The sequence below is a fragment of the Pseudoclavibacter soli DSM 23366 genome (assembly GCF_000423505.1).
Classification (GTDB): Bacteria; Actinomycetota; Actinomycetes; order Actinomycetales; family Microbacteriaceae; genus Pseudoclavibacter_A; species Pseudoclavibacter_A soli.
The window spans coordinates 554,189-569,007 of the sequence record NZ_KE384027.1; the positions used below are offsets into that span (position 1 = coordinate 554,189).

18 protein-coding genes are annotated in these 14,819 nt (G+C 60.9%); 17 read left to right on the forward strand and 1 reads right to left on the reverse strand.

Annotated features, from left to right (window positions below; genetic code table 11):
- The first annotated feature begins 99 nt into the window (after window positions 1-99).
- From G557_RS13060 to G557_RS0110105, 7 genes are all read left to right on the forward strand, one after another.
- Window positions 100-1,950 (forward strand): acyltransferase family protein, encoded by a 1,851-nt coding sequence (locus tag G557_RS13060; RefSeq protein ID WP_036962095.1) that lies wholly within the window; start codon window positions 100-102, stop codon window positions 1,948-1,950.
- A gap of 62 nt (window positions 1,951-2,012) precedes the next feature.
- Complete coding sequence (ppk2, locus tag G557_RS0110080) at window positions 2,013-2,813, forward strand: polyphosphate kinase 2 (protein WP_245542800.1); 801 nt, start codon at window positions 2,013-2,015, stop codon at window positions 2,811-2,813.
- A 240-nt stretch (window positions 2,814-3,053) separates the two neighbouring features.
- Entirely contained in the window at window positions 3,054-3,428 is a 375-nt protein-coding gene (gene rpsL, locus G557_RS0110085; RefSeq protein WP_028245920.1) for a 30S ribosomal protein S12, read from the forward strand.
- Window positions 3,428-3,898: a 30S ribosomal protein S7 gene (gene rpsG / locus G557_RS0110090; RefSeq protein WP_028245921.1), complete on the forward strand. Its 471-nt coding sequence runs from the start codon at window positions 3,428-3,430 to the stop codon at window positions 3,896-3,898. Before rpsL ends, rpsG begins: the two co-directional genes overlap by 1 nt.
- A gap of 87 nt (window positions 3,899-3,985) precedes the next feature.
- Window positions 3,986-6,088 carry an elongation factor G gene (gene fusA, locus G557_RS0110095; protein WP_028245922.1) on the forward strand — a complete coding sequence of 701 codons (2,103 nt, stop codon included), beginning with the start codon at window positions 3,986-3,988 and terminating at the stop codon, window positions 6,086-6,088.
- A gap of 180 nt (window positions 6,089-6,268) precedes the next feature.
- Window positions 6,269-7,459, forward strand: a complete 1,191-nt coding sequence (gene tuf / locus G557_RS0110100; RefSeq protein ID WP_028245923.1) for an elongation factor Tu — start codon at window positions 6,269-6,271, stop codon at window positions 7,457-7,459.
- A 151-nt stretch (window positions 7,460-7,610) separates the two neighbouring features.
- Window positions 7,611-7,847, forward strand: coding sequence for an Rv0909 family putative TA system antitoxin (locus G557_RS0110105; protein ID WP_084627137.1), 237 nt, complete (start codon window positions 7,611-7,613; stop codon window positions 7,845-7,847).
- 66 nt (window positions 7,848-7,913) lie between these two features.
- Here the strand turns inward: G557_RS0110105 and G557_RS14400 are convergent, their stop codons facing one another.
- Window positions 7,914-8,285 (reverse strand): MDR/zinc-dependent alcohol dehydrogenase-like family protein, encoded by a 372-nt coding sequence (locus G557_RS14400; RefSeq protein ID WP_028245925.1) that lies wholly within the window; start codon window positions 8,283-8,285, stop codon window positions 7,914-7,916.
- Between the two features lie 24 nt (window positions 8,286-8,309).
- On the opposite strand from G557_RS14400, the gene G557_RS13065 reads away from it, so the two are divergent.
- From G557_RS13065 to rpsC, 10 genes are all read left to right on the forward strand, one after another.
- Complete coding sequence (locus tag G557_RS13065; RefSeq protein WP_036962098.1) at window positions 8,310-9,437, forward strand: ferrochelatase; 1,128 nt, start codon at window positions 8,310-8,312, stop codon at window positions 9,435-9,437.
- A 23-nt stretch (window positions 9,438-9,460) separates the two neighbouring features.
- On the forward strand, window positions 9,461-10,219 hold the full coding sequence (gene hemQ, locus G557_RS0110120; protein ID WP_028245926.1) for a hydrogen peroxide-dependent heme synthase: 759 nt from the start codon (window positions 9,461-9,463) through the stop codon (window positions 10,217-10,219).
- 347 nt (window positions 10,220-10,566) lie between these two features.
- Window positions 10,567-10,875, forward strand: coding sequence for a 30S ribosomal protein S10 (rpsJ, locus tag G557_RS0110125; RefSeq protein WP_028245927.1), 309 nt, complete (start codon window positions 10,567-10,569; stop codon window positions 10,873-10,875).
- A 13-nt stretch (window positions 10,876-10,888) separates the two neighbouring features.
- Entirely contained in the window at window positions 10,889-11,542 is a 654-nt protein-coding gene (rplC, locus tag G557_RS0110130; RefSeq protein ID WP_028245928.1) for a 50S ribosomal protein L3, read from the forward strand.
- A 2-nt stretch (window positions 11,543-11,544) separates the two neighbouring features.
- A complete protein-coding gene (rplD, locus tag G557_RS0110135; protein ID WP_036962101.1) occupies window positions 11,545-12,180 on the forward strand; it encodes a 50S ribosomal protein L4 in 636 nt (211 codons plus the stop codon).
- Entirely contained in the window at window positions 12,180-12,479 is a 300-nt protein-coding gene (gene rplW / locus G557_RS0110140) for a 50S ribosomal protein L23 (RefSeq protein ID WP_028245930.1), read from the forward strand. The genes rplD and rplW overlap by 1 nt, the downstream gene beginning before the upstream one ends.
- 21 nt (window positions 12,480-12,500) lie before the next feature.
- Window positions 12,501-13,340 (forward strand): 50S ribosomal protein L2, encoded by an 840-nt coding sequence (rplB, locus tag G557_RS0110145; RefSeq protein ID WP_028245931.1) that lies wholly within the window; start codon window positions 12,501-12,503, stop codon window positions 13,338-13,340.
- A 13-nt stretch (window positions 13,341-13,353) separates the two neighbouring features.
- Window positions 13,354-13,635: a 30S ribosomal protein S19 gene (gene rpsS / locus G557_RS0110150; protein ID WP_028245932.1), complete on the forward strand. Its 282-nt coding sequence runs from the start codon at window positions 13,354-13,356 to the stop codon at window positions 13,633-13,635.
- 30 nt (window positions 13,636-13,665) lie between these two features.
- Window positions 13,666-14,061 (forward strand): 50S ribosomal protein L22, encoded by a 396-nt coding sequence (rplV, locus tag G557_RS0110155; protein WP_028245933.1) that lies wholly within the window; start codon window positions 13,666-13,668, stop codon window positions 14,059-14,061.
- Window positions 14,061-14,819: a 30S ribosomal protein S3 gene (gene rpsC, locus G557_RS0110160; RefSeq protein ID WP_028245934.1), complete on the forward strand. Its 759-nt coding sequence runs from the start codon at window positions 14,061-14,063 to the stop codon at window positions 14,817-14,819. Before rplV ends, rpsC begins: the two co-directional genes overlap by 1 nt.

Sequence of the window (14,819 nt, forward strand, 5' to 3'; positions counted from 1 at the left end):
TCTTCGGATCTCCTCGCCCCGTTTCGTGTTTCAGCAGTGCAGCTGATCTTGTCGGCGCACCGCGTGGCATCGTGATGCCTTAGAGTGGTACCGACTCTCATGAACTCTGAAACTCATACCGCGCGACCGCGTCTTGATGCGCTGGATGGCCTGCGCACCATCGCAGTCTTTGCTGTGCTCGTCTACCATGTGAACGCATCATGGCTGCCCGGTGGCTACTTGGGCGTCGACATCTTCTTTGTGATCAGCGGGTATCTCATCACCTCAAGTCTGATTCGTGATCATTCCCGTGGCGGCATACATCTGCTGAAATTCTGGACGAGGCGCTTTCGGAGGCTCCTGCCGGCACTGTGGGCCATGGTCTTGGTCGTCACAGCAGTGCTGGTCTTCTTCCCGCCCGACATGCGCGCAGGCTTGGGCAGACAACTGCTGGGTGCATTCACGTACACCTCTAACTGGCTGTCTATCGCCGCAGGAGACTCGTACTTCACGCATGACAACCCGCTGATTTTCGTGCACCTGTGGTCGTTGGCCATCGAGGAGCAGTTCTACCTGGTCTGGCCATTCGTCGTGATGCTGCTGGTGCTGCTGCGACGGCGTTGGGGGGTCACCGTCTCGCTGGTGCTGGCAGTCACCTCGGCAGGGCTTATGTCGGTGCTCTACCGGCCTGAAGGCGATCCAAGCGCAGTGTATTTCGGCACGCACACGCACGTGTTCGGGCTCATGCTCGGCGCAGCGCTGGCCTTCGCCAGGCCGTTGTACTCGCAGCGATCCATATCGCGGTGGCGGCGTGACGGCTTTCCGGTGGCCGGGGTGTGGGTGAACGTCGTTGCTGTGCTGCTGACCTCGGCGTTGTTCGCGTGTCTTTGGTATATCGGCGACCAGACCGCGTTCGCCTATCGTGGTGGCATCCTGCTCGCTTCAGCGATAACCCTCGGCGTCATCTCTTCCCTGGGCGACACTCGCTCGGTGGTGACGAAACTGCTTTCACTCGGCTGGATGCGCTGGCTCGGCCAGCGTTCCTACGGTATCTATCTGTGGCACTGGCCGCTCATCATCATTGTTCGGCAGCTGACTCCCGTAGAGTCGCCAGTGCGCTCCGTGCTCACCGCGGCTGTCGCCACTGTACTGACTGTGATGGTGTCGGCGATCAGCTTCAGGATGCTGGAGCAGCCAATCATCCATCTCGGGTTCGGCGGCTGGTTGCGTGGTCTGCGCTCAACAGGTGAACAGCAGCGCAGCGGCGCAACTCGAATGGCGGTTGCGACTGCCGCCGCAGCCGTCAGCGTGCTCTCGGTGGTCTCCATTTTGCATGCCCCCGAGAAGTCATCTGCGCAGACGTTTGTTGAGGCAGGGGCGCAGTACGCGCAGACGGCCTCGGCGCAGCACCAGCTTGAGGTGCAGGGGGCGCCCGTCCCAGAACCGCTCTTCCCCTCGAAAGACCCCATTGCCTCGGTCACGGGAGATGAGATGCTGGCTGTGGGCGACTCTGTGATGTTGGCGTCTGCCGGTGCGCTCCAGCAGAGCTTCCCCGGAATCAAGATCGACGCAGAAGTGGCCAGACAAAGTGGCGACACCCTCGCAGCAGCGAGGCGTGAGCTTGCTGCCGATCGGTCGAGGCGGCTCGTGATCATCCACACCGGTACCAATGGCAGCATCGACGCAAACGCGTTGGAGAGTTTCGTCTCATGGGCCGGTCCGAACCGTCGGGTGATTTTGGTCGACGTTTTCGCCGACCGTAGCTGGCAAGATTCCGACAATGCTGCGATTCGCAATGTGGCTCAGACTCATCCGCAGACGGTGGCGGTCGCAGAATGGCATGCGGCCATTCAAGATCACACCGATGAGCTCGCCTTGGATCGCATTCACCCTGGAGCCACTGCTGCAGCGCGCTATTCTCAGACGATCATCGCCGCTATGCAGCAGCTGGGCGTGAGCGCCTCTGCGTAGCTGGGGAGTGCGCAACGGTGGGATACTTGAGGTGTCCCTCATACATATAGACAGGAGTGGTTTTGGCCGGAAAGAAGCTGCCGAAGAAGGCCTATGAGGCTGAGCTGCGTCGACTGCAGGCTGAACTGGTCAACCTGCAGCAGTGGGTCAAGACCACCGGAGCCCGTGTGCTGATCCTGTTCGAAGGGCGTGATGCAGCGGGCAAAGGCTCGGCGATCAAGCGCATCACCGAGTATCTGAATCCTCGCACGGCAAGAGTTGTGGCGCTGCCTGCGCCGACGGAGCGTGAGAAGGGCCAGTGGTATTTCCAGCGCTACATCGAGCATCTGCCGTCGGCGGGCGAGATCGTGCTGTTCGACCGTTCGTGGTACAACCGCGCCGGAGTGGAACGAGTGATGGGGTTCTGCACCTCCGAAGAATACCGCCGCTTTCTGCACCAGGCACCGATCTTCGAGAGGCTTCTGGTAGAAGACGGTATTCTGCTGTTCAAATACTGGTTCTCAGTGAGCGACGTCGAGCAGGAGAAGCGATTTGCGTCGCGTCTGAACGACCCGATGCGTCGCTGGAAGCTCAGTGACATGGACCTCCAGTCGATTACCCGGTGGGAAGACTACTCTCGTGCGAAAGACGAGATGTTCGTGCACACCGACATTCCAGAAGCGCATTGGTACACCGTCGAGAGTGAAGACAAAAAGCGTTCTCGCCTCAATGTGATCCACCACCTGCTCGAGAGTATTCCATACGAAGTGCAGCCGCAGCCTGAGATTGCCATCCCGGAGCGCCCAAAACGCAGCACGTACGAGCGGCCGCCCCGTGAAGAAAACATTTACGTGCCAGACTATGCCGCGAAGCTTGTCGAATAGCACTAGAAGACGAGAGACGCTACGCACAGTTGTGGCGTGTCGGACAACCCGCTATTTGACGCGGGTCGAGGGCATTGGCTAAGCTTGCCCATTGGCGCACTATGTGTGCCCAAGAGTTCTGATGTTCGCGCGGCAATCGTGACAAGATGAGCTCGCGACATCCAGCCGAGCGGCGGGCTCTCCATCGGGCTCCTCGTCACACGGTCGAGAAACGTAGTAAGTACGAAACAAGGAGAAGTTGTGCCAACAATCCAGCAGTTGGTTCGCAAGGGCCGCAAGCCGAAGGTCACCAAGACCAAGGCTCCGGCGCTGAAGGCCAACCCCCAGCAGCGCGGTGTGTGCACCCGTGTGTACACCACGACCCCGAAGAAGCCGAACTCGGCTCTGCGTAAGGTCGCTCGTGTCAAGCTCAGCAATGGCATCGAGGTCACCGCGTACATTCCTGGTGAAGGGCACAACCTGCAGGAGCACTCGATGGTGCTCGTCCGTGGCGGTCGTGTGAAAGACCTCCCCGGTGTTCGCTACAAGATCGTGCGCGGCGCGCTCGACACCCAGGCAGTCAAAGACCGTCAGCAGGCTCGCAGCCGCTACGGCGCGAAGAAAGAGAAGAAGTAATGCCACGTAAGGGCCCCGCACCGAAACGTCCCGTCGTCGCAGATCCGGTCTACGGCGCACCTGTGGTCTCGCAGCTGGTCAACAAGATCCTGCTTGACGGCAAGAAGGGTCTTGCTGAGAGCATCGTCTACAGCGCTCTCGAGGGCACCCGCGAGAAGACCGGCGAAGATCCGGTTGCGACGCTGAAGAAGGCGCTCGACAACATCCGGCCCACGCTCGAAGTGCGTTCGCGCCGCGTCGGTGGTTCCACCTACCAGGTGCCGGTCGAGGTCAAGCCTCACCGCGCCAATACTCTCGCACTGCGCTGGCTGGTGACCTACGCCCGTCTCCGCCGCGAGAAGACCATCACCGAGCGCCTCACCAACGAGATTCTCGATGCATCCAACGGTCTCGGCGCAGCTGTGAAGCGTCGCGAAGACACCCACAAGATGGCCGAGTCGAACAAGGCCTTCGCTCACTACCGCTGGTAGCACTTCCGATCGCCGCCGTCGAACGGTCGACGGCGGCGATCGCTGCCTCAACAACTTCTCTCACCTCATACTCTCGGAAGGAACATCGTGGCGCTCGACGTGCTGACGGACCTCAAGAAGGTTCGCAATATTGGCATCATGGCTCACATTGATGCGGGCAAGACCACCACTACTGAACGCATCCTGTACTACACGGGCATCACGCACAAGATCGGCGAGACCCACGACGGCGCCTCGCAGATGGACTGGATGGAGCAGGAGCAGGAGCGCGGCATCACCATCACGTCGGCCGCGACGACCTGTTTCTGGAAGAACGACCAGATCAACATCATCGACACCCCCGGCCACGTCGACTTCACTGTTGAGGTTGAGCGTTCGCTGCGCGTGCTCGACGGTGCCGTGGCAGTGTTCGATGGTAAAGAGGGTGTTGAGCCTCAGTCTGAGACGGTGTGGCGCCAGGCTGACAAGTACGACGTGCCTCGCATCTGCTTTGTCAACAAAATGGACAAGCTGGGTGCTGACTTCTACTTCACCGTGCAGACCATCAAAGATCGCTTGGGTGCGACCCCGCTCGTCATCCAGCTGCCGATCGGTGCGGAGTCCACGTTCGAGGGCGTCATCGATCTCGTCGAGAACCGTGCGCTGACTTGGCGCGGTGACGTTGAGCTGGGCACGCACTACGAGGTCGAAGAGATTCCCGAAGATCTCAAAGAGAAGGCTGCGGAGTACCGCGAGAAGCTGATCGAGACTGTCGCCGAGACCGACGACGCTCTGCTCGAGAAGTACCTCGGTGGCGAAGAGCTCACGATCGCCGAGATCAAGGCCGGCATCCGCAAGCTCACGATCACCAGCCAGGCATACCCTGTGCTGGCCGGCTCGGCGTTCAAGAACAAGGGCGTGCAGCCCATGCTCGACGCTGTGATCGACTACCTGCCGTCGCCGCTCGATGTGCCGCCCATGGTCGGCTACGTGCCGGGCCACGAAGACCAAGAGATCACTCGCAACCCCGATGCCAACGAGCCTTTCGCAGCTCTGGCGTTCAAGGTTGTGGCGCACCCCTTCTACGGCCGTCTCACCTACATTCGTGTGTACTCGGGCCATGCCAAGTCGGGCGAGCAGGTGCTCAACTCGACCAAGGGCAAGAAAGAGCGCATCGGCAAGCTCTTCCAGATGCACGCCAACAAAGAGAACCCGGTCGATGAGATCACCGCTGGTCACATCTACGCGGCGATCGGTCTGAAAGACACCACCACCGGTGACACCCTGAGCGATATCCACGACCCGGTCGTGCTCGAGTCGATGACCTTCCCGGCCCCCGTGATCTTCGTCGCGATCGAGCCGAAGACGAAGGCCGACCAAGAGAAGCTGTCGCTGGCCATCCAGAAACTCGCCGAAGAAGACCCGACCTTCCAGGTGTCGCTCAACCCCGAGACCGGTCAGACCGAGATCGGCGGCATGGGCGAGCTGCACCTCGACATCCTGGTCGACCGCATGAAGCGCGAGTTCAAGGTCGAGGCCAACGTTGGCAAGCCGCAGGTGGCCTACCGCGAGACCATTCGCAAGCCCGTCGAGAAATACGACTACACCCACAAGAAGCAGACCGGTGGTTCAGGTCAGTTTGCAAAGGTGCAGATCGCGCTCGAGCCCATGGAGGTTGAGGGAGACAACACCTACGAATTCGTGAACGCTGTTACCGGTGGTCGCGTGCCTCGTGAGTACATCCCCTCGGTCGATGCGGGCATCCAAGATGCCATGGCATCAGGCATCATCGCCGGCTATCCCGTGGTCGGCGTGAAGGCAACTCTGCTCGACGGTGCCTACCACGATGTTGACTCGTCAGAAATGGCGTTCAAGATTGCTGGTTCGATGGCCTTCCGCGAGGCGGCAAAGCTCGCCAAGCCAGTGCTCCTGGAGCCGGTCATGGCTGTTGAGGTTCGTTCACCCGAGGAGTACATGGGTGACGTCATCGGCGACCTGAACTCTCGCCGTGGCCAGATTCAGTCGATGGACGACGCCAGCGGGGTGAAGGTGATCAAGGCCAACGTGCCGCTCTCAGAGATGTTCGGTTACGTCGGCGATCTTCGCTCACGCACCCAGGGCCGCGCTGTTTACTCGATGCAGTTCGAGACCTACGCCGAGGTTCCGCGCGCAGTGGCTGACGAGATCGTTCAGAAGGCCAAGGGCGAGTAGCACTCAGGGTCTGAAAAGCTTGGGGTTCTGATGCCCGTTTGGTCACACAGACGGGCATCAGGGCTGTAAGATAGGTAAGTACGCAAGAAAAAGAAAACAGTAGGTAACTCACCGACACACACAGTGCGCGTTCGCTGTGGGTTTGAGCCAACTACTCGAGAGTCCTGAGGAGGACCCACAGTGGCGAAGGCAAAGTTCGAACGGACAAAGCCCCACGTCAACATTGGCACGCTTGGTCACGTCGACCATGGTAAGACCACGTTGACGGCGGCGATCACCAAGGTGCTGCACGATAAGTACCCCGATCTCAACCCGTTCACCCCGTTTGATCAGATCGACAACGCTCCCGAGGAGCGCCAGCGCGGCATCACGATCAACATCTCGCACGTCGAGTACCAGACCGAGAAGCGCCACTACGCGCACGTCGACGCACCTGGTCACGCCGACTACATCAAGAACATGATCACCGGTGCTGCTCAGATGGACGGCGCGATCCTCGTGGTTGCCGCTACCGACGGCCCCATGCCCCAGACCCGCGAGCACGTGCTGCTCGCTCGCCAGGTGGGCGTGCCCTACATCCTGGTGGCGCTGAACAAGTCCGACATGGTCGATGACGAAGAAATCCTCGAGCTCGTTGAAGAAGAGGTCCGCGACCTCCTCGAGAGCCAGGATTACGACCGCGACGCTCCTGTCGTGCGCGTTTCGGCCCTGAAGGCTCTTGAGGGCGATGAGAAGTGGGCTGCCACTGTTGCAGACCTCATGGACAAAGTCGACGAGTTCGTGCCGGATCCGGTTCGCGACACCGACAAGCCCTTCCTGCTGCCGATCGAGGACGTCTTCACGATTACCGGTCGTGGCACCGTTGTCACCGGTCGCGTCGAGCGCGGCATCATCACCGTCAACGACGAGGTCGAGATTGTCGGCATCAAGCCCGACATCCAGAAGACCACCGTCACGGGCATCGAGATGTTCCGTAAGCTGCTCGACGAGGGTCGTGCCGGCGAGAACGTCGGTCTGCTTCTCCGCGGCACCAAGCGCGAAGAGGTCGAGCGCGGCCAGGTTGTCGTCAAGCCCGGTTCGGTTACCCCGCACACCGAGTTCGAGGGCAACGCCTACATCCTGACCAAGGATGAGGGTGGTCGTCACAACCCCTTCTACACGAACTACCGTCCGCAGTTCTACTTCCGCACGACTGACGTGACCGGCGTCATCACTCTGCCTGAGGGCACTGAGATGGTTCTGCCCGGTGACACCACCGAGCTGAAGGTCGACCTGATCCAGCCAGTTGCCATGGAAGAGGGCCTGCGCTTCGCTATTCGCGAGGGTGGCCGTACCGTTGGTGCTGGCACGGTGACCAAGATCATCAAGTGAGTCATCGGGGCTCGCTCAGCAACTGAGCGGCCATGATGCAACAGAAGACCCGAGGCGCAAGTCTCGGGTCTTCTGTCATTTCCCGCACGTTTTCGATGGATATACTCACAGTGTCGTGGTCACTGGGGCCACACAGCTCCGAGGAGGACACATGGGACTGGAAGATCTGGTCAACAAGGCCAAAGAAGCAGTCGCCGGTATTGGCGAACAGGGGTCGAACGTCGCGGAACAGGCCAAGAGCCTTCTGAATAGCGATCAGGCTGAAGGCGTGACTGATCAAGCGCTCGACGGTGTTGCAAACTTGGTGAACAAGGTCACTGGCGACAAGTTCGCTGACCAAGTCGCACAGGCGAAAGACACGCTTGACGGCAAACTCGGCAACGAGTGAGTTCGTCATTCACAAAAATCTTGGGCCGAGCGCATGCTCGGCCCAAAATCATTTCAGGGGTGTTTGTCAGGCTGCATCTCGCACGTCTTTCACGTTGAGCACGACTCGCCCATTGATGGCACCGTGGCGCATGTCGTCGAACACCTGATTCACGTCATGCAGGCTGCGTTCGGTGACCGTGGTGTGAACCTTGCCAGCAACAGCAAAGGCCAGAGCTTCTGCGAGGTCGAGGCGCGTGCCGATGATCGAGCCTCGGAGAGTGACGCCGCGCAACACCGTATCGAAGATGTTTACTGGGAAATCTCCGTCGCATTCGCCACAGGCGCTCCACAGCCAGGCATTGCCAACGCGATCACCGACAGCGACATTCTCGATACCCAACGAGGCTGGGGCAGCAATAGGGGCGAATATGAATCCGCCGGCGATTCGCTCGGGCAAACGTCTGATGATAGGCTGGCGAGCGTGTCTGATCCACAAAATCTCTCGGCCCATTCCTCCCTAGACCCCTATGACGCGGTGCTTCTGCTGTCATACGGTGGGCCGAACAAACCAGAAGACGTGCTCCCGTTTTTGAGAGACGTCGTCAGCGGCAAGAACATTCCAGACGAGCGCCTGGTCGAGGTCGGAGCGCACTACTCGCTCTTCGACGGTCGCAGCCCGATCAACGGTGAGAATCTGCGACTGATCCGAGATCTCGGCGCGGCGCTTCACGCACGAGGTGTGCAGGTGCCCATCCTCTTCGGCAACCGTCACTGGAACCCATACACCGTTGACACACTGCGGTCGGCCATCGCGTACGGTGCCAAACGCATCTTGGTGATCATCACTGCTGCGTATGTTTCGTACTCAGGTTCACGTCAGTATCGCGAACACCTAGCGGAGACCGTCACCGCGCTGGAAGCTGAAACTGGCGTTCGTCTCGAGGTGGACATCCTGCGAGCTTTCTACAACGACCCCTCTTTCGTCGAAGCAAATGTCAATGCCGTGCGTGAAGCTGCCAAACAACTGGCAGATGGGCCGGTACACATCGCTTACGTCACCCATTCAATTCCAAAAACCATGAACGTTGCCAGCGGCGCGACTGGACCCACATACCTCGAGCAGCATCAGCTGGTCGCTGAGCTCGTCGACGAAGCACTACACGCTGAACTCGGCAATCGCATCTCAGGCAGCAGTCTGTCGTTCTGTTCCCGTTCGGGCAGCCCACATCAGCCGTGGCTCGAACCCGACATCAACGATCGACTTGATCAGGTGCACGCCGAGGGCGTCTCCAATGTCGTGATCGCGCCAATCGGATTCATCTCAGATCACATGGAGGTCGCTTTTGACCTCGATACTGAGGCTCTGGCGCACGCCCGAGAGCTCGGGCTGAACGCGCGGCGATCGGCGACCGCCGGCTCCAGGGCAGAGTTCGTCGACGGTCTCGCGAGTCTGGTCATCGACAGAGCCGCTCGCGAGCGGGGCGAGGCGAGTGACCGGCCAGTGGTCGGTGAGCAGCCTGTTGCGCCGGATGTCGCGCCTCCGAACAGCGCACGCCAACGTGACGGCGTGGTCACCGGCGTTCCCGTGGTGGCCGGCGACGAAGACTGAACGAGTCAGCGAAGGAGTCAATAATGAGTGATCAGACACATGCATCGGAGGCGGCAGCGCCGGTGATCGCAAAGCCAGAGAGCTTTGATGAGAAGGCGGCGCGCATTAATGCCACGGTGACCTACACGCAATGGGCAGTGTTCACGGTGGGCGAGGCGTTCGGCGACGATGCCGAGGTGCGCGATGCTGAGGTGCGCGAGACGTTGGCGGCACTCGAACAGATCAGCGGGCTGACCGTACGCGGGTACTACGATGTGTCGGGGTTCCGCGCCGAGGCTGATCTCATGGTGTGGTGGTACTCAGAAGACCCGAAGACCGTGCAGCGCGCGTATCACAAGTTCTTGGCCACACCGGTGGGGGAGCACTTGGTGCCATTCTGGTCGGCAATCGCGGTGCATCGCCAGGCAGAGTTCAATGCTCGGCATATCCCGGCGTTCCTTGCCGGAGAATCGCCGAAAGACTACCTCTGTGTATACCCGTTTGTGCGGTCGTACGACTGGTATCTGCTGCCAGATGCTGAGCGGTCGGCCATTCTTCGTGAACACGGGCAATACGCTGTTGACTATCCGGATGTGCGTGCCAATACGATCAGCTCGTTCGCGCTGGGTGACTACGAGTGGATTCTTGCGTTCGAGGGCAATGAGCTGCATCGCATCGTCGACCTCATGCGCCATATGCGAGGAACGAAGGCCAGGCTGCATGTGCGAGAAGAGACCCCCTTCTTCACCGGGCCGCGCATCGACCTCGCAGACTGGGCACGCTTGGTCGCCGCAGGCGAATAACTCCGTTTATGGCGCGACACGCCCGGGTTGCACGTAAGGCCTCGGGTGTGCCAGAATTATTCGGTTCCAGAAATCCGCGTTCGCGGGTCACTGCGAGGCAGTGTCGAGTCTGAGGCTCGGCCGCTTGCAGCAGAACTGCGCCGCGAGGTGCACAATCCAGAAGAAGAGTTCTCGGCGTCTTTGTGCCTACCGCTCTTCTCTTGGAGAGTCCGCGTCGGCGTAACGATGCTTTGACAGATGAACAGTGGTGCGTGAAATGAGCGCCAGCTCATAGAGCGTCCTGAGGGTGGTGACACCCGAAGAAAGCTCGGCAGCAATGCCGAAACGAAGAAGAAAGCGAGTCAGCAATGGCGGGACAGAAGATCCGCATTCGACTGAAGTCGTATGACCACGAGGTGATTGACTCCTCGGCACGCAAGATCGTCGACACGGTGACCCGTGCCGGTGCAACGGTGGTCGGCCCAGTGCCGCTGCCGACCGAGAAGAACGTCATCGCGGTCATTCGTTCACCTCACAAGTACAAAGACAGTCGCGAACACTTCGAGAAGCGCACCCACAAGCGTCTGATCGACATCGTCGATCCCACGCCGAAGGCTGTTGATTCGCTCATGCGTCTCGACCTCCCCGCCGACGTGAACATCGAGATCAAGCTCTGAGGAACACGAGAGAATGACTACTGAAACCAAGACACGCAAGGGTCTGCTGGGCATCAAGCTCGGCCAGACCCAGGTCTGGGACGCAGATAACAACCTCGTCCCCGTGACCGTCGTCGAGGCCACGACCAACGTCGTGACCCTCGTACGCAACCTTGAGCGTGACGGCTACCAGGCCGTGCAGATCGCCTACGGGCAGATCGACCCGCGCAAGGTCACCAAGCCCGCTGCAGGCCACTTCGCCAAGGCAGGCGTCACCCCACGTCGTCACCTGGCCGAGGTACGTACCCCCGACGCTGATCAGTATTCGGTTGGCCAGGAGCTCACGGTGGAGCAGTTCGAAGCCGGCGTGCTCGTCGACGTGACTGCCACCAGCAAGGGCAAAGGCTTCGCCGGTGTGATGAAGCGCCACAACTTCAAGGGCGTCAGTGCTTCGCATGGTGCGCACCGCAACCACCGCAAGCCCGGCTCGATCGGCGAGGCCTCGACCCCGTCTCGCGTCTACAAAGGCCTGCGCATGGCTGGTCGCATGGGTGCTGAGCGAGTGACCGTGCAGAACCTGAAGATCCAGGCTGTCGACGCTGAGAAGAACCTTCTGCTCATCAAGGGCGCGATTCCCGGCCCCAAGGGCCAGGTCGTGTTCGTCCGCAACGCTGTGAAGGGGGCCTGAACATGGCTGCCACCAAGATTGACGTCGTGAACGCCGAGGGCAAGAAGGCCGGCAGCGTCGAGCTGCCCGCCGAGGTCTTCGACGTCGAGACCAACATCCCGCTCATCCACCAGGTTGTCGTGGCCCAGCTTGCAGCTGCTCGTCAGGGCACGCACAAGGCCAAGACCCGTGGTGAGGTTTCGGGTGCCGGCCGCAAGCCCTTCAAGCAGAAGGGCACGGGCAACGCCCGTCAGGGGTCGATCCGTGCGCCTCACCTCACCGGTGGTGGCGTCGTGCACGGCCCCGTACCGCGCGACTACGCTCAGCGCACCCCGAAGAAAATGATCGCTGCCGCACTTCGTGGCTCGCTGTCAGACCGCGCCCGCAACGGACGCATCCACGTGATCAGCGAGATCGCTGGTGAGAAGCCATCGACGAAGGCCGCGAAGGCCGTGCTCGACACCGTGGTCAAGGGTCGTACCACTCTGGTGGTCGTCTCCCGTGGCGATGCGCGCTCGACAAAGAGCGTGCGCAACCTGGCCACTGCCAAGGTAATCGAGGCTGGGCAGCTGAACGCCTATGACGTGCTGGTCGCTGATGACGTGGTCTTCACTCAGGCTGCCTTCGAGCAGTTCGTGACCAAGAAAGGTGACGCATAATGACTGAGCTCAATAAGCATCCCCACGACGTCGTGATCGCGCCGGTCGTCTCTGAGAAGAGCTACGCGCTGATCGACGAGGGCAAGTACACCTTCGAGGTTGCCCCCGACGCCAACAAGACCGAGATCAAGACGGCCATCGAGGCCATCTTCGACGTCAAGGTCGCAGACGTGCGCACGCTCAACCGCCAGGGCAAGTCGCGCCGCACCCGTTTCGGAACCGGTCGTCGTAAAGACACCAAGCGCGCCATCGTGTCGCTGAAGTCCGGCTCCATCGACATCTTCTCGGCTGCGAACTAGGTCGGGTGAAAGGTCAAGATCATGGCTATTCGCAAGTACAAGCCCACGACCCCGGGTCGCCGCGGCTCATCGGTCGCTGATTTCGCTGAGATCACGCGCTCGACTCCTGAGAAGTCGCTGCTTCGTCCGCTGTCGAAGTCGGGCGGTCGCAACTCGTCCGGTCGCATCACCGTTCGCCACCATGGCGGCGGGCACAAGCGCCAGTACCGCGTGATCGACTTCCGTCGTCACGACAAAGACGGCGTGCCCGCGAAGGTCGCTCACATCGAGTACGACCCGAACCGCACCGCACGCATCGCGCTGCTGCATTTTGCCGACGGAACCAAGCGCTACATCCTGGCTCCGAACAAGATCAAGCAGGGCGACGTCATTGAGTCAGGCGCCAACGCTGACATCAAGCCCGGCAACAACCTGCCGCTGAAGAACATCCCTACGGGTACGGTCGTTCACGCGATCGAACTGAAGCCGGGCGGCGGCGCGAAGCTCGCTCGCTCAGCCGGCGCCAGCGTGCGTCTGGTCGCCAAAGACGGACCATACGCCCAGCTGCGTCTGCCGAGCGGCGAAATCCGCAACGTCGACGCGCGCTGCCGTGCCACGGTGGGCGAGGTCGGCAACGCTGAGCAGTCGAACATCAACTGGGGCAAGGCCGGCCGCAACCGCTGGAAGGGCATTCGCCCGACCGTGCGTGGTGTGGTCATGAACCCCGTCGATCACCCGCACGGTGGTGGCGAGGGTCGCACTTCGGGTGGTCGTCACCCGGTGAGCCCGTGGGGTCAGCCTGAGGGCCGCACCCGCCGTCCCAACAAAGAGAGCGACAAGCTGATCGTTCGTCGCCGTCCCTCGAGCAAGAAGCGCAAGTAGGAGATAAAGAAGAATGCCACGCAGTCTGAAAAAGGGCCCCTACATCGACGAGCACCTGCTTCGCAAAGTTCTCGCGCAGAATGAGGCCGGCACCAAGAACGTGATCAAGACTTGGTCACGTCGCTCGCTCATCGTGCCCGCGTTCCTCGGGCACACCATCGCCGTGCACGACGGCCGCAAGCACGTCCCGGTGTTCATCACCGAGTCCCTGGTCGGCCACAAGCTCGGCGAGTTCGCACCCACTCGTACCTTCCGCGGGCACGACAAAGACGACAAGAAGGGCCGCCGCCGCTAAGGCGTCGGCGCTCACGAAAGAGAGGTCATGATGGTAGAAGCAACTGCGCGTCTGCGTCATATCCGTATCACGCCCCAGAAGGCCCGTCGCGTCGTCAACTTGATCCGCGGCAAGCAGGCCAATGAAGCCCTCGGCATCCTGAAGTTCGCACCGCAGGGCGCTGCGGAGCCGGTCTACAAACTCGTTGCGTCGGCAGTGGCCAACGCTCGAGTCAAGGCTGACTCTGACAACGTCTCGCTGAACGAGGACGACCTGTTCATCGCTGAGGCGTATGTCGACGAGGGGCCGACCCTCAAACGCATTCGTCCGCGTGCCCAGGGCCGCGCCTATCGAGTGCTGAAGCGCACCAGCCACATCACCGTGGTGGTGGCCACCCCTGAAGACGAGGCCACGGCCGCGAAATCCGCAGAGAAAGTGAGCAACTGATGGGTCAGAAAGTCAACCCATACGGCTTCCGTCTGGGCATCACCACTGACCACGTGTCACGGTGGTTCTCCGACTCGAACAAGCCGGGTCAGCGTTACAAAGACTATGTCGCAGAAGATGTGAAGATCCGTCGCTTCCTCACCGACAGCTTGGATCGTGCAGGTATCGCACGCATCAACATCGAGCGCACCAAAGATCGCGTTCGCGTCGACATCCACACCGCGCGTCCGGGTATCGTGATCGGCCGCCGCGGAGCCGAGGCCGAGCGCATTCGTGCTGATCTCGAGAAGCTCACCGGCAAGCAGATCCAGCTGAACATCCTCGAGGTGAAGAACCCCGATGCATCGGCACAGCTGGTGGCACAGGGTGTCGCTGAGCAGCTTGCTGCTCGCGTGGCATTCCGTCGTGCGATGCGCAAGGGTCTGCAGGGTGCACTGCGTTCGGGCGCTAAGGGTGTTCGAATTCAGGTTTCAGGCCGTCTCGGCGGTGCTGAGATGAGCCGCTCGGAGTTCTACCGCGAAGGCCGTGTGCCCCTGCACACCCTGCGTGCGAACATCGATTATGGCTTCTACGAGGCAAAGACGACTTTCGGCCGCATCGGTGTGAAAGTCTGGATCTACAAGGGTGAGATCACCAACCGCGAGCTGGCAACCCTCGAGGCTGCCAAGCCTGCACGCGGAGATCGCCCGCGTCGTGCACCGCGCGGCGGCCAGCAGGCCAGCCACGAGGCGCCGGCGAAGGCAGGAGCGGAGGCCTGA

What these genes read in the sequence shown, in the direction of transcription:
- G557_RS13060 (WP_036962095.1), top strand. Translation starts at nt 100, where the DNA reads ATGAACTCTGAAACTCATACCGCGCGACCGCGTCTTGATGCGCTGGAT.
- rpsG (WP_028245921.1), top strand. Translation starts at nt 3,428, where the DNA reads ATGCCACGTAAGGGCCCCGCACCGAAACGTCCCGTCGTCGCAGATCCG.
- G557_RS0110105 (WP_084627137.1), top strand. Translation starts at nt 7,611, where the DNA reads ATGGGACTGGAAGATCTGGTCAACAAGGCCAAAGAAGCAGTCGCCGGT.
- hemQ (WP_028245926.1), top strand. Translation starts at nt 9,461, where the DNA reads ATGAGTGATCAGACACATGCATCGGAGGCGGCAGCGCCGGTGATCGCA.
- rpsJ (WP_028245927.1), top strand. Translation starts at nt 10,567, where the DNA reads ATGGCGGGACAGAAGATCCGCATTCGACTGAAGTCGTATGACCACGAG.
- rplC (WP_028245928.1), top strand. Translation starts at nt 10,889, where the DNA reads ATGACTACTGAAACCAAGACACGCAAGGGTCTGCTGGGCATCAAGCTC.
- rplD (WP_036962101.1), top strand. Translation starts at nt 11,545, where the DNA reads ATGGCTGCCACCAAGATTGACGTCGTGAACGCCGAGGGCAAGAAGGCC.
- rplW (WP_028245930.1), top strand. Translation starts at nt 12,180, where the DNA reads ATGACTGAGCTCAATAAGCATCCCCACGACGTCGTGATCGCGCCGGTC.
- rplB (WP_028245931.1), top strand. Translation starts at nt 12,501, where the DNA reads ATGGCTATTCGCAAGTACAAGCCCACGACCCCGGGTCGCCGCGGCTCA.
- rpsS (WP_028245932.1), top strand. Translation starts at nt 13,354, where the DNA reads ATGCCACGCAGTCTGAAAAAGGGCCCCTACATCGACGAGCACCTGCTT.
- rplV (WP_028245933.1), top strand. Translation starts at nt 13,666, where the DNA reads ATGGTAGAAGCAACTGCGCGTCTGCGTCATATCCGTATCACGCCCCAG.
- rpsC (WP_028245934.1), top strand. Translation starts at nt 14,061, where the DNA reads ATGGGTCAGAAAGTCAACCCATACGGCTTCCGTCTGGGCATCACCACT.